Source organism: Vibrio sp. KUL80 (assembly GCF_059725495.1).
Window position 1 is genome coordinate 3,448,439 of the sequence record NZ_AP045841.1, and the last position, 14,513, is coordinate 3,462,951.

Sequence of the window (14,513 nt, forward strand, 5' to 3'; positions counted from 1 at the left end):
TGAGAAAACAAGAGAACGAATGATGAAAAACAAACAAATCAAAGATCTTAATGCCTCAGCGGTGGGTTTTGGCTGCTGGGCAATCGGCGGGACTTGGAACAACGTCTCTGACAATGAATCCATCAACGCAATCAAAGCGGCGATCGACAATGGCATCAACTTTTTCGATGTTGCACCGGTTTACGGTAAAGGTCATGCGGAAACGGTACTCGGCCAAGCGCTGAAAACCGAGTCTCGCGAAAACATTATCATCGCGACCAAATGCGGTCTGCCATGGTCTCAAGATGAGCGTAAAAAGACCCGTAAAGATCTGACAAAAGAGAGCATCTTCAAAGAGATTGATGACTCCCTAACGCGTCTGCAAACTGAATACATCGACCTGTACCAAGTGCACTGGCCAGATCCAAACACGCCAATCTCAGAAACCGCAGAGGCACTAGCTGAGCTTAAACGACAAGGCAAAATTCGCCACGTTGGCGTGTCGAACTACTCGCTCGATATGACGCGTGAAATGATGGCAGGTGTTGAAGTAGCTACGTTCCAAGGTCTCTACAACCTACTTGAGCAAAACCCAGAGCACTACCACAACATTCCATTGCAGTACCGTGCACGTGAAGAAGCACTGCCATTCTGTAAAGAGCACGACATGAAATACCTGCCGTACTCACCACTAATGCAGGGTCTGCTGACGGGTACGTTAAAGCGCTCTGGTAACTGGGATGAAAACGACGACCGTCGCAACAACCCTAAACTCAATGGCGAAGCGTTTGAACCATACTTCAACTGTGTGGAAGAGCTTAAAGTGCTGGCCAAAGAAGCCAACATTCCGCTTTCGCACCTAGCGATCCACTGGCTTGTCGCGCAAGAAGAAGTTGGGCCTGTGATTGCTGGCGCACACACGGTAGAGCAAGTACGCGATAACGCGGCATTCATGCAGTCGACATCGAGCACTGAGCTGCTGGCGCGTGCGGAAGCGATTGTGGCGAAGTGGCAACTTAACTAACTCGCATGCAACATCAGTTGGCTTAAAAACGACAAAAGCCGCATCCTAGGATGCGGCTTTTTGCATTTGATTCACGATTGCTGTGTTGGAACAATTATACGTGCTGACCCGCTACAAATCCTGATGACCAGCACCACTGGAAGTTATAGCCACCCAGCCAACCCGTCACGTCCATCACCTCACCGATAAAGTACAAGCCTTCGATAGACTTACACTCCATGGTTTTAGAAGAAAGATGGTTGGTGTTGACACCACCTAGCGTCACTTCTGCGGTGCGATAGCCTTCGGTGCCATTGGGTGCAATGGTCCAGTTTTCTAGAGATTCGCGAATCGCCACCAGCTCTTTCGGGTTGTATTGCTTAAGCGGTTTATCTGCAAAGACTTTGCGCTCAATCAGCACTTCGACCAAACGCTTTGGCAATACTCGTGCTAGGGTATTTTTCAGGCTTTGATTGGGGTGTTTCTCTAGCGAGCGCGTCAACAGCTCTTCGATATCGGCCTCTGGCACTAGATTTACCGACACGTTTTGTCCCGGCCTCCAGAAGGATGAGATCTGCAGCACCGATGGGCCAGACAATCCACGGTGAGTAAATAGCAGTGCTTCTTTGAAGAGCGTGCCATCATTCGCGGTGATTTCCGCTGGGATCGCGATACCAGATAGCTCAGCAAAGTCTTCTTTGTCTTCTTTGTGCAGCGTAAACGGCACCAGACCCGCAGTCGTCGGCACGACTTCAAGACCAAACTGCTCGGCAATCTTATAGCCAAACGGAGTCGCGCCCAGTTTTGGCATTGAAAGGCCGCCTGTGGCCACAACTAAAGAATCACATTCAATCGTGTCAGTATCGGCGTGTAATGAGAAGCCTTGATCGGTTTTCTCAATGCTGTGCACATCCGTTTGGTAGCGGAACTGAATGTTTGGTGATTCACACTCAGAAAGCATCATCTTAACGATATCTTTCGCTGACTCTAAGCAGAACAGCTGTCCATGGTCGCGCTCTTCAAACTCAATGCCGTACTTACTCACCAGCGAGATGAAATCCCAGTTGGTGTACTGCGACAGCGCCGACTTTACGAAGTGCGGGTTTTGACACAGGTAGTTATTTGCCGACACATCGTAGTTGGTGAAATTACACTTGCCACCGCCAGAGATCAGGATTTTTCGACCCGGTTTTTTGGCGTGATCAAGCACCAGCACGCGACGACCTCGCTTGCCCGCTTCTGCTGCGCACATCAAACCCGCTGCGCCTGCACCAATAATTACCACATCAACTTTCTGATTCATCACGGTTTTCCGACAAAATTTGAATAAAAAAAGGATGTGCGTATTGCACATCCCTTCAACAATCTGGCGCTATTCTAGCGGCTTCATCGACTAAAGCCAACTCTTCCAACCTCGTACAGACCGTCGAAGTCGGAGACTGACACCAAGCGCGTCGTGACACTCTATGCCACAACGTTGGTTATGACTGCTTCACTCGTCTAGAGCAAGAAACCCGCAAACAGGGTGACGCCGATAAGCGCGACACAGAGCACAAACAGCTCACGAACGCGATCGCATTTACCCGTAAACACCGGATCATGGTGGTGATGGTATTCTTTGCTTTTGAGATAGTGATACAGCCGCACTTGTTTAGACATGTTGCCGTGTGTGGTGAAGAAGCCACGTCCGTCGACTTGTTGATACAAGAGCGGATGCGCCTCACGCATGATGAATATAAGTGCGCGTAGTGCTGTCAGATACCTCGCCATATTGACTGAGGTAATGAGCATCAATGCTAGTAGAATAGTGTCTCCACTGATCATCTTTTCCTCCCTACATCTTCCAAGACACCCAAGAGAAAAAGACGATCAAACGGCTTTTAATCGCTGATGTTAACCAGCAGGGGCGTCCATAATGGAAGAAGAACCCTCTTTCGCTAATGTCGCTAAGTCCTTGTCGATGAAGAACAGCGCCTGTCCATTCTCACCTACGAGTTCTAGCTTATCTAAGATCCCTTTAAACAATTTTTCTTCTTCATGTTGCTCCGCAACATACCACTGAAGGAAGTTAAAGGTTGAGTAGTCTTGTGCTGTGAACGCGACATGAGCCAGTTTGTTGATTCTCTCAGTAATCATTTGCTCATGCTTATAGGTTTCACGGAACACATCGCCAAGACTTTCGAAGTCGTGTCGTGGCGCTTCAATGCTACCTAAAATTGGTAAAGCACCTGTCTCACTGACGTAAGTGAACAGTCTATGCATGTGTTGCATTTCTTCGTCCGCGTGCTTACGAAGAAATTCAGCCGCACCTTCGAATCCTCTATCTTCACACCAAGCACTCATTTGTAAGTATAGATTGGATGAAAAGAATTCGAGGTTAATTTGCTCGTTCAGGTGTTGAACCATCGATGGAGAAAGCATTTACGACTCCTAATTTCGTAACTGGAATTAACGCCACTATAACATAACTAATTGAGGAGTCTTCTGATCTCATACCCAAACTTGGTAACAACGGTGTACTCAACCTTTACTATGAGTCTAGAAAACTTTGGCGACTTTGCTCACAATTTATCGTCTTGTAGTTGAGAAAATTATTGAGAAACAAACCTTCGCACTGGGTCACGTTACGGCACAGTTTTATAGCCATGACGGCTGATTTGAGATCACATCAACATAATTTTCGGGCGCTAAATGCTATGTTTTTACTAGGACTAACGTCAGGAGGAGTGCGTTATGAGTTACAAACATATTATGGTCGCATTAGATCTCTCAGAAGAAAGCAAAATGCTCATAGACAAAGCGGTCTCACTCGCGAAACCACTGGATGCAGAGGTGTCTTTTATTCATATCGATGTCAATTATGCCGAGCTATATACCGGCTTGATTGATCTGAATATGGCTGAGACGCAACATCAGGCCATGGAAGCCTCGATGACGCAATTACGAGATTTTGCAGAGTACGCCAACTACCCGATCAAACATTCGTTGGTTGGCAGTGGTGATTTAAGCAATGAGCTGCGCGATACTATCGGTGAATACAATGTCGATTTGGTGGTGTGTGGTCACCATCAGGACTTTTGGAGCAAAATCCTGTCGTCTACCAGACAGCTTATCAACACCTCACCCGTCGACATGTTGGTCGTGCCAATCAAAGACTAAAAATAGCAAAAGGCTTCTTCGGAAGCCTTTTTTGATCGGATCTCTCATCGTGACGAAAAGTGTTACACTGACTGTATTTGTTATTAAATGATAATTGTTAACTATGGGTTATCTCTATTCTGTTACCCTGCTTTGGGCTTTTTCTTTCAGCCTAATTGGGGTTTATCTCGCGGGTCAGGTCGACTCTTGGTTTTCGGTATTAATGCGCGTTGTCCTGGCGGCACTTGTCTTTTTACCGTTCACTAAGTTCAAGCAAGTTCCCAACAAGCTCAAAGCCAAACTGATGGCGATTGGTGGTATCCAGCTAGGACTGATGTACTGCTTCTACTATCAATCATTCTTGCTGCTGTCGGTACCGGAAGTACTGCTGTTTACCGTATTCACACCGATCTACGTCACCTTGTTCTATGACTTGCTCAAAGGTCGCTTTTCGCCATGGTATTTGGTGACGGCGGCAATAGCGGTCGCTGGCGCGGCCTTCATCAAGTTTGCTGGCATTAATGAAAACTTCTTGATGGGCTTCTTGGTCGTGCAAGGCGCGAACCTCTGTTTTGCCATCGGTCAGGTGGGTTACAAATACGTGATGGAGCAAGAGCAAGTAGAGTTGCCGCAGCATAGCGTATTCGGTTATTTCTACATTGGCGCGACTGTGGTTGCGACCATCGCATTCTCGATTTTTGGTAGCTTCGATAAGATGCCGACGACGGGTGTGCAGTGGGGCGTGCTTATCTACCTGGGCACGATCGCTTCTGGGTTGGGTTACTTTATCTGGAACAAAGGCGCGACAATGGTCAACGCTGGCGCACTGGCGGTGATGAATAACCTTCTGGTGCCAGCGGGGCTTATCGTTAACATTGTGATTTGGAATCGCGATGTGGACTTGGTGAAACTGTCGATTGGTGGTGGGATTATCTTGCTATCACTGGTGGTGAACGAGCTTTGGGTCAAACCAAAGGCAGAAGCCCAACTGGCAAACAGCTAGGCTTCGCTCAATATAAAGATCTTATTAGTGCAGCTGTTCTGGCTGCACTTTCATTACCTGCTTTTCAACCGTGGCTGCCGCTAACTGGTACTTGTGCTCCAGCTTGCTCTGCTTACGCAACAACTTCTGACTTTTCTTCAGTACTTTACGCAATTTCTTCTGTGCCTTTTTCTGCGCTTTGAGTGCTTTTTTCGCACGCTTCAGCGACTTCTTATCGATTGTATCTAGGCTTAACTCTTCGGCCATTTGAACATCGATCGCTGATTTAGGCTCAGCTTTATTGGCCGTCTTGGTGAGTTTCGGCGTGGTCGTGGTTGGCAGTGCTTCAGCCAACACGCCGCATTGCTGCTGTTCAGTCAGAGGCTTGCTCTGACAAGATGCTGGCGGGATGGCAGCCGGTTTGCAAAGGGTGGATTTATCGGCAGATGAACGTGAGCAAGAGCGGCACAGGAACTTAGGTTCTGCGACCAAACGATGGATGTCACCAAGGTTGTCACTGATGTCGCGACGATTCAACTTGCACAAACGCTTCTTTCCAACAGATACGGTCATACTACTCAATCTCCAACTAACCACAACGAAAATAGGAATGATTCTTAGTTAGATATAACGTCAATTGGCAGCAGTTGCAAGTAACTTGCTCCAGTTACACCAGAGCAAGTTACTCAAAAAACATATAGGAAAGGACTAACTCATTGATGCGTTGACATAAACATCGAAACGATTTTTTTTGGTCTCAATTGCCATTGTCGGCTTTTTCTCATCCAGCCACTCAGCGTAGTCTGGACGTTTGACCACAACGCGTTTTGCCGCAAGCTTGAGCGCCGGCTCCAGCAGCCCATCTGCATCGGTATCTGCGCCAACCAAAGATTGGAAAACACGCATCTCTTTTTTCACCAGCGCCGATTTCTTTTTGTTCTCTGGATGCGGATACATAGGGTCTAAATACACCACATCTGGCTTGATAAAGGCGTTGTCATCGGCAAGTTCACCCAAGGCATCCAATTCACCTAAAGCAACTAAGCTCGACGCATGCAGCAGCGACATACGCTCACTCACCCACTCGCCAATTTCAGAGTCTTGTTTGGCGCGCTCAAGGCCATCATCAAGCAATGCGGCGACCACAGGATGGCGCTCTACCATCTGCACCTTGCAGCCAAGAGATGCGAGCACAAAGGCATCGCGACCTAGACCCGCAGTACCATCAAGCACCGTTGGTGTCGCCCCTTTGTTTAGCCCCGCCGCTTTGGCGATAGCTTGACCTTTACCACCACCAAACTTGCGTCTGTGCGCCACCGCGCCACCAGCAAGGTCGACATAAATCGCACCCAATTTCGGCTCATCCAGCTTACGAAGCTCAAGTCTTTGTTCGGTCAGCACCAATGCAAATTCGGAATCGTCAGACGCCACCAATCCCCAACGCTCAGCAAGTTGCTGAAGCTCTGGTTGACGTGGTTGATGTTCGCAAATGAGTTGAATGTGCAAAGTGACGCTCCGAAAAAAGGCAATGGGCGCCAGTGTACCTCAAGTCGATAGCGCGACCAATAAGCGTGATCGACACAAAGACGGCTGCGCAAAAATAGTGGTAAGCTTGTGCACCAATAAAACGGCACGTGTTCAGCGATGTCGCCCTCTCACTCAGACAAAGGATTCGATATGCACGGCACCAACAATCTCGACGATCTGGATAAAGCAATCCTCAAAACCTTGATGGAAGATGCCCGTCGCCCATATGCCGAGATGGCAAAACAGTTTGATGTCAGCCCAGCGACAATTCACGTGCGTATCGAAAAGATGAAAGCGGCCGGGATCATCGAGGGTACTGAGGTGGTAGTGAACACCAAAAAGCTCGGCTATGACGTGTGCTGCTTTATCGGTATCAACCTCTACGCGGCGCGTGACTATCACTCGGCACTGGAAAAACTCAACGCCTTGGATGAAGTGGTCGAGGCTTATTACACCACTGGTGCGTACAACATCTTCGTGAAGTTGATGTGCCGCTCGATTGAAGAGCTGCAGCACGTGCTGATCGATAAGTTGCAGGCAATTGAAGAGGTTCAGTCGACGGAGACGTTGATTTCGTTGCAGAATCCGATTAGTCGCAATGTGAATCCGTAGGGTTGGTGTGCGCTTTGAGAAGATTCCTGCCTGCGTAGGCAGCGGTCTACTTTAAGGCGACACCAAACCCAAAAAAGGCGCTCATTAGAGCGCCTCAGATTGATGACGAACCCCACTTTTTAAAGTGGGGTTCTTTTTTATGAGCGACCGTAGGTCGCGATCGCGATATTTTTTGTCAAGTAACCTGTGGGGCGTTAGTGTTCTTAAGTTGGCGTACATAAGCGAGGATTTGCGATATTTCACTTCGATTTAGGCCGAGTTTACGCAGATAGTTCACCACCAACGCTATCTTTTTGATGTTTTGAGCAGTTGCCGCCAACCAGCACTGTATCTGTACCTTGGCTAGGCCACGGAAGCGAGCATAACGATGACCATGATGCTGTTTTGCATCGGCGAAGCTTCTTTCTACCGTTTCACTTCTACGCCTGTAGGTCTTCTTTCCATAAGCGGAGACTCGCATCACGTTCGCTCTATCCATGGCCTCCGTATAGATATGCCTTGTAACGACCTTCTTCATGTTTTTACTTTGAGTACATTCATCACGCATTGGGCAGAACACGCATTCTTTAGGGTCTGAGTGATACTCTCGATAAGCGTCGCGTGATGTTGTCTTGTAAATAAGTTCTTGTCCGTTAGGACAACGATAGCTGTCTTTTTCTTTGTTATAGATGAAGTGCTTCTTCTTGAAGGCATTCTTTGTTCGTGATGGTCGGCGATAGCCGAACACACCAAGTATCCCTCTGCGCTCAAGGGATTCTGCGACAGGGGCAGTGAAGTAACCGGCATCAAGGCCAACGGCGATAGGATTGAGATTAAACTGTTCAAGTGTGTAGTCGAGGCGGTGGATATAAGGTTGGGAGTCATTGATATTCCCCGCGGTCGCGTGGGTATCAACGATGATGCCATGCTGACCATCGACCGTGCGGTGGTCGAGATAGAAGAACCCTTGCGGCTTGTTGTCGCGGGTCATGAAGCCACTTTCTGGGTCAGTCGTACTGCTCTTCGTATTCTTGGTCTTCTGCTCAGAAGGTCGTTCTTTTAGCGGTTTCTTTCCTTCTTTTTCTCGGTCTAGTACCACGTCTTCATCTAACATGTCTAAATAGGCACTAGCTCGAACCGCCGTTTGTTTATTGGTGTACTTGTTTTTGTTCGCGTTAGCTTTGAGGTGAGTGCTGTCAGTAAAAAGCTCTTGTCCAGCGACTAAGCCTTTCGCCATGGCTTGTTGAACGATGTTAATAAAGATACGTTCGAAGACATCCGTACCATTAAAGCGACGGATACGGTTTTGGCTGAGTGTCGAAGCATGGATGACTTTTTCGGTGAGAGACATGCGTAGGAACCAGCGATACGCGACATTCACTTCGATTTCTTTGACAAGTTGACGCTCACTTTTTACGCCGAAGATGTAGCCCAGTAGGATAATTTTGAATAAGCGGACAGGGTCTACAGGCGGTCGGCCATTGTCTTTGCAGTAGAGGTGGGCAACTTCGTCACGAATGAACTCAAAGTCGATAGCAGAATCAATTTTGCGTACAAGATGGTCTTTGGGAACCAGTTGTTCCATCGTCACCATTTCGAGTTCGTACTGTTGTGGAGAGGGTTCTTGGAGCATGTCAGAGTATCCATATTTCGATACTCCTATTAGATCAAAGGTCTAGCTCAATAGCTAGACCTTTGTCAGCAGTCTGAGGCGCTCATTAGAGCGCCTTTTTACTATCTTAAGTGAAGGATTAAACCCACTTCGTCTTAGTTGCTTCTTTCACTGCAGACATAACGAGCGTCGGTAGTGATGCGGCCATGATGACACCGAATAGGTGACCTGCTGCCAGTGCTTCCGTGTTGAAGATTAGCTGACCTAGACCTGTGTAGATAACCCCTAGCGATAGAATCGCTGACACTGATACCGCACCTAGTAGGTACTTGTTGGTGAATGGGTTTCTGCGGTATAGCGACGTAAATGTACGTGAGTCAAATAGGTGCCATAGCTGAGCAAATACTAGCATCGCAAATGCCATTGTCTGTGCGTAGTTTGCAGAGAAGCCATTCGTTAGTGCCCAGTTGAACGCCATGTAGCTCATGCCACCCAGTGCTAGACCGCGAGTTAGGATACGAGTACCTAGATGGTCGCTGAAGAAGCTCTCGTTACGTTTGCGAGGCTTACGCTCCATCAGATCTTTCTCTTCTGGCTCAACACCTAGCGCTAGCGCTGGTAGACCATCCGATACCAAGTTGATCCATAGAATCATCAGTGGAGTTAGCGGCAAGATAGCCTCTGGCCCCATCATTAGGAACGCAAACAGAATAACCGATACTTCACCTACGTTCGCTGTCAGAGCCTGACGAATGAACTTACGAAGGTTATCGAAGATTTGACGACCTTGGCGTACCGCTTTCACGATAGTGCTGAAATTGTCATCCAGTAGGATAAGGTCACCTGAGTCTTTCGCTACAGATGTACCAGTGATACCCATAGCAACACCGATATCAGCGCGGCGCAGTGCTGGTGCATCGTTCACACCGTCACCTGTCATCGCTGCTACTTCATTGTTGAACTGCTGAGCCTGAACGATACGTAGCTTGTGCTCTGGTGTTACACGGGCAAATACTGCAACTTCCGGACAGATCTGACGAAGCTTGTCATCGTCCATCTCATCAAGCTCTGCACCCGTTACAACCAGATCTTTCTCACTGCGGATGATACCGATATCACGTGCAATCGCTGCCGCTGTTAGCGCGTGGTCACCGGTGATCATTACCGTTCTCACACCTGCTTGGTAGCAGCTTTCAATCGCATCGCGTACTTCTGGACGCGGTGGATCCATGATGCCGTAAAGACCCAGTACCGTAATGTCTTTTTCTAGCTCTTCGAAGTCACGCTCTAAGTCTGCTTCTGTTAGCTCTTTGAAGCCAACCGCTAGGGTACGTAGTGCGTCTTGAGCAAAGTTCTCAATTGCCGCTTCGTAGTTTGCAACGATCTCCGCACTTGGGCTCGTCGCGAGTGCTAGGTTGCCGTCCGATGCTGTTGGCGTGTGCTCAACAGACGTACCGTCAACCATGAATCCTGCTGCGTTGCGAAGAATCACATCTGGCGCACCCTTGATAGCAAGGAAGTGGTTGCCCTCAGGGCCTTTCACGATAACCGAAGCCATCTTACGAGAAGAGTCGAACGGGAACTTCTCAACGATAGAGTAGCCACCTGACGTTAGCATCTCAGACTGGTTCAGACCTGCCTTCGCTGCTGCCACAATCAAAGCACCCTCAGTTGGGTTACCACGCACGGTCGACTTGTCGCCGTCCATGATGTACTCAGAATCGTTACATAGCGTCGCGACGACTAGACCCTTCATCATCTCAGGGCTTTGCTTCGCATCTGTGCTGTGCGATAGCGGCTTGAATTGACCTTCAGGGCTGAAGCCTTTACCGCTTACTTCCCAGTAACGACCGCTTGCATCGTACGCCTTCATTACCTGCATTTGGTTTTGAGTCAGCGTACCTGTCTTATCTGAACAGATAACCGTAGTCGAACCTAGCGTCTCAATCGCAGCCAGCTGCTTAGCAAGCGCGTTGTTCTTCACCATGCGAGTAGAACCCATGGTTAGAACGATAGTGATCACCGTAGGAAGACCTTCAGGAATCGCGGCTACAGATAGTGAGATACCTGTGTTTAGGATCTCTAGCCATGGCATACCGTAGTAAAGACCGATAGCACACACAACCGCTACCACGCCCAGTGCAACTAACATTAGCGTCTTCGCGATGGTGTCCATGCGCTCTTGCATTGGCGTCTTGGTTTCTTCGGTATTCGCCATTAGGTCAGCGATATGACCTACTTCGGTCTGCATACCTGTCGCAACTACTACACCTAGACCTGTACCCGATGTCACCATCGTGGTCATAAAGCCCATGTTTAGCTGGTCGCCAAGACCTACGGTTTCGTCTTCGATAACCTTAGACGTCTTGTCTACCGGCTCAGACTCACCTGTTAGCGCGGCTTCGTCGATAGATAGACGGTTAGCCTCAAGAATACGTACGTCAGCCGCCAGGATGTCACCTGTGCTGATTTTTAGGATATCACCCGGAACGATGTCGCTCGCTGGGATGTCAATCCACTCACCATCACGCTTAACCTGCGCCGACGGTGCCGCCATTTGACGTAGCGCTTCCATGCCTTTCTGAGCTTTGAACTCTTGCCAGAAAGCAATCAACGCGTTGATAAAGATGATCGCCGTAATCGCGATCGCATCCACTAGGTGCCCGGTGAAATAGGAAACAATGGCACCGACTGCAAGAATGAAGATCAGTGGATTTTTGAATTGGTGGATAAACAGCTCAAGCGCAGATTTGCCTGCCTTCTCTTGCAGCTCGTTTTTTCCGTATTGTGATTGACGCTCGGCTACTTCCTTTGAAGTCAGGCCTTGCTCCGCCGACACACCCTGCATCTGCTGGGTATTCTCAACGGTTTCAGTGAACCACTTTTTAGTCATGGGGTAACTCTCCAAGTAAATTCAGTCGACATCGGTAGAACGACAAACCGATAAAAAACAATCGCTGAATAAAATGATGAAAACGCCCCGCTCTTAATTTGCATTTTTATTAACAATTAATGCGTAAGCGGAAAGCCAAATTACGTTACCCGAAACCCAATATCCTTGTAATTAACTTTCGGAGTGCTTGCATGCACTCTAGGACGCTTCTTTGATTTAAAACAAACTTGATTTTTATTCAAACCTCAAAGGGAACAAGGCTTTGTAAGCAATGATTAATAACACCTAATTTTGGCTGAAATGATACTTCTGTTTTTTCGAAGAATGAAAGTGAGTGACATTATCGGGACGATGGTTGAGGGGGACATTTTGGTAGCGAAATGGGATTTGGAGGTTTTTATTCAATAGTTATTCAGTGGAAATATATCATTTGGATCGGAAGAATGACCACATTGCGATGCGACGATAGGAGCTAGCATAAGTTCTCCCCCTTGCTAAGGGGGAGCTAGAGGGGGTAAATGCGGCGAACTCCTTATGCGTCAACAATCGGAAGTTTACACCTGAGTTTAGAAACCAATATAGAAGCGCGATCGCTGAAACTCCTGCGCATTCACCCCTCCCAGCCTCCCCTTAGTAAGGGGAGGAGCTAATGGCTCGCTAACGCATCGCCCAGTCATTGGAAATAACAAAGCCTTGCGACGCTAGGAGCAAAAGACTAACTAAGCACTAATCCCAGAATGACGCAGCAACGCATCAATCTGCGGCTCACGGCCACGGAAGCGCTTAAACAGCTCCATCGGCTCTTCACTGCCACCCATCTCGAGGATGTTGTTTAGGAAGCTTTGACCGGTCTCTTTATTAAAGATGCCCTCTTCTTCAAAGCGCGAGTACGCATCGGAAGATAGCACTTCTGCCCATAGGTAGCTGTAGTAACCAGCGCTGTAGCCACCAGCAAAGATGTGGCTAAAGCTATGCGAGAAGCGGTTCCACTCTAAGCTTGGCAATACAGCGACCTTGGATTTCACATCCGCGAGTGTTTCGAGTACGCGTGCGCCAATGTCTGGATCGTATTCAGTGTGCAGCGTGAAGTCGAACAGACCGAACTCAAGCTGGCGCAGGATAAACATCGCCGATTGGAAATTCTTCGCTGCCAACATTTTATCGAGCATGGCTTTTGGTAGCGGCTCACCGGTCTCGTAGTGACCTGAGATAAACGCTAGCGCCTCTTCTTCCCAGCACCAGTTCTCAAGGAACTGACTTGGTAGCTCAACCGCATCCCAAGGCACACCGTTAATACCAGACACAGCACCAGTATCGATCTTGGTCAGCATGTGGTGGATACCGTGACCCGTTTCGTGAAATAGCGTCACCACTTCATCGTGAGTGAACATAGCAGGCTTGTCGCCCACTGGCTTGTTGAAGTTACACGTTAGGTAAGCCACTGGAGTTTGCAGTTCGCCATCAGCATTGGTGCGGCGCACTCGGCATTCGTCCATCCACGCTCCGCCACGTTTGTGCTCACGAGCGTAGAGGTCTAGGTAGAAGCTGCCGCGCAGTGTGCCTTCACTGTCGAAGATATCAAAGAAGCGTACCGACTCATGCCAAGTATCCACGCCTTCACGTTCAGTAATCTTCATACCGAAAACACGATTAAGCACTTCGAACAGGCCGCTAACCACTTTTGATTCTGGGAAGTATGGACGCAGTTCTTCGTCTGAGAACTGGAATAGGTGCTGCTTTTGCTTCTCACTGTAGTAAGCGATATCCCAAAGATTTAGCTCAGTCACACCAAACTCTTTTTCAGCAAACTGGCGTAGCTCTTCAACTTCACGCTCACCTTGAGGCTTCGCCTTGGTCGCTAGGTCGTTCAAGAAGCCAAGCACTTGTGCTGGGCTCTCAGCCATTTTCGTTGCTAATGATTTCTCACTGAAAGTGCCAAAACCAAGTAGACGTGCAATTTCGTGACGCAGCTTTAGCTGCTCAGAAATGATTTCTGTGTTGTCCCATTTACCCGCATTCGGACCGCGATCCGAGGCACGAGTCACGTACGCTTCGTACAGCTCTTTGCGCAGCGCTTGGTTATCACAGTATGTCAGAACCGGAAGGTAAGACGGAATATCCAGCGTTAATAGATAGCCCTCAAGCTCTTTGGCTTCAGCCGCTGCCTTCGCGGCGGCCAATGCTGATTCCGGCATACCCGCGAGTTCTTTCTCATCGGTGATGTGCTTGGTCCAGCCCATAGTGGCATCGAGCACGTTGTTCGAAAACTGTGAGCCGAGCTCTGACATGCGTTTGCTGATTTCGCCGTAGCGATGCTGCTCGTCTGCAGGCAAACCAATACCTGAAAGCTCAAAGTCACGTAGGGAATCTTTGATGGTTTTTTGCTGAGCTTGGCTGAGCGCAGCAAACTCATCACTGGCTTTGATCGCTTTGTATGCTTCATACAAACCTTTGTGCTGACCCACCCAAGTGCCATATTCAGACAGAATAGGTAGACAGCTCTCATACGCTTCGCGCAGCTCGTCGCTGTTGACCACAGAATTCATATGGCTCACTGGTGACCAAAGGCGGCTTAGCTTGTCATCAATCTCTTCGATTGGCGCAACAACATTATCCCAAGTCGGGTTGGTATTGCCTTCAAGCACCGCATCAATCTTCGCGCGGCAGGCATCAATCGCTTGCTCGACTGCTGGTTTCACATGTTCTGGTTTAATTTGTGAAAAAGGAGGTAAGTCGGTAAACGTCAGTAATGGGTTTGACATGCAGCGTCCCTTTTTAGTTATTGGGT

Annotated in this window: 11 protein-coding genes and 1 pseudogene; 4 read left to right on the forward strand and 8 right to left on the reverse strand. The window is 48.5% G+C overall.

Going from position 1 to position 14,513, the window contains the following annotated elements; all coding sequences use genetic code 11:
- The first annotated feature begins 19 nt into the window (after positions 1 to 19).
- Positions 20 to 1,003, forward strand: coding sequence for an aldo/keto reductase (locus AC6I8U_RS16070; protein WP_498017355.1), 984 nt, complete (start codon positions 20 to 22; stop codon positions 1,001 to 1,003).
- 94 nt (positions 1,004 to 1,097) lie between these two features.
- Here the strand turns inward: AC6I8U_RS16070 and AC6I8U_RS16075 are convergent, their stop codons facing one another.
- From AC6I8U_RS16075 to ftnA, 3 genes are all read right to left on the reverse strand, one after another.
- Entirely contained in the window at positions 1,098 to 2,285 is a 1,188-nt protein-coding gene (locus tag AC6I8U_RS16075) for a BaiN/RdsA family NAD(P)/FAD-dependent oxidoreductase (RefSeq protein ID WP_498017356.1), read from the reverse strand.
- Between the two features lie 197 nt (positions 2,286 to 2,482).
- Positions 2,483 to 2,806 carry a universal stress protein UspB gene (uspB, locus tag AC6I8U_RS16080; RefSeq protein ID WP_042477798.1) on the reverse strand — a complete coding sequence of 108 codons (324 nt, stop codon included), beginning with the start codon at positions 2,804 to 2,806 and terminating at the stop codon, positions 2,483 to 2,485.
- Positions 2,807 to 2,875: 69 nt separating this feature from the next.
- On the reverse strand, positions 2,876 to 3,403 hold the full coding sequence (ftnA, locus tag AC6I8U_RS16085) for a non-heme ferritin (RefSeq protein ID WP_234494811.1): 528 nt from the start codon (positions 3,401 to 3,403) through the stop codon (positions 2,876 to 2,878).
- Between the two features lie 312 nt (positions 3,404 to 3,715).
- On the opposite strand from ftnA, the gene AC6I8U_RS16090 reads away from it, so the two are divergent.
- Positions 3,716 to 4,141, forward strand: coding sequence for a universal stress protein (locus AC6I8U_RS16090; RefSeq protein WP_042477795.1), 426 nt, complete (start codon positions 3,716 to 3,718; stop codon positions 4,139 to 4,141).
- Positions 4,142 to 4,244: 103 nt separating this feature from the next.
- A complete protein-coding gene (locus AC6I8U_RS16095) occupies positions 4,245 to 5,123 on the forward strand; it encodes a carboxylate/amino acid/amine transporter (protein ID WP_498017357.1) in 879 nt (292 codons plus the stop codon).
- A 24-nt stretch (positions 5,124 to 5,147) separates the two neighbouring features.
- Here AC6I8U_RS16095 and AC6I8U_RS16100 read toward each other — a convergent pair whose 3' ends face one another.
- Complete coding sequence (locus tag AC6I8U_RS16100) at positions 5,148 to 5,675, reverse strand: hypothetical protein (protein ID WP_498017358.1); 528 nt, start codon at positions 5,673 to 5,675, stop codon at positions 5,148 to 5,150.
- Positions 5,676 to 5,810: 135 nt separating this feature from the next.
- Positions 5,811 to 6,608 carry a class I SAM-dependent methyltransferase gene (locus AC6I8U_RS16105; RefSeq protein ID WP_446569904.1) on the reverse strand — a complete coding sequence of 266 codons (798 nt, stop codon included), beginning with the start codon at positions 6,606 to 6,608 and terminating at the stop codon, positions 5,811 to 5,813.
- 171 nt (positions 6,609 to 6,779) lie between these two features.
- Here AC6I8U_RS16105 and asnC point away from each other — a divergent pair, with 171 nt between their 5' ends.
- On the forward strand, positions 6,780 to 7,241 hold the full coding sequence (gene asnC, locus AC6I8U_RS16110; RefSeq protein ID WP_042502002.1) for a transcriptional regulator AsnC: 462 nt from the start codon (positions 6,780 to 6,782) through the stop codon (positions 7,239 to 7,241).
- Between the two features lie 137 nt (positions 7,242 to 7,378).
- On the opposite strand, the pseudogene AC6I8U_RS16115 reads toward asnC, so the two are convergent.
- From AC6I8U_RS16115 to prlC, 3 genes and pseudogenes are all read right to left on the reverse strand, one after another.
- Positions 7,379 to 8,853, reverse strand: a pseudogene (locus tag AC6I8U_RS16115) (IS1182 family transposase).
- Positions 8,854 to 8,971: 118 nt separating this feature from the next.
- Complete coding sequence (locus tag AC6I8U_RS16120; RefSeq protein WP_498017359.1) at positions 8,972 to 11,725, reverse strand: cation-translocating P-type ATPase; 2,754 nt, start codon at positions 11,723 to 11,725, stop codon at positions 8,972 to 8,974.
- A 719-nt stretch (positions 11,726 to 12,444) separates the two neighbouring features.
- Positions 12,445 to 14,487 carry an oligopeptidase A gene (prlC, locus tag AC6I8U_RS16125; RefSeq protein WP_498017360.1) on the reverse strand — a complete coding sequence of 681 codons (2,043 nt, stop codon included), beginning with the start codon at positions 14,485 to 14,487 and terminating at the stop codon, positions 12,445 to 12,447.
- Positions 14,488 to 14,513 lie beyond the last annotated feature (26 nt).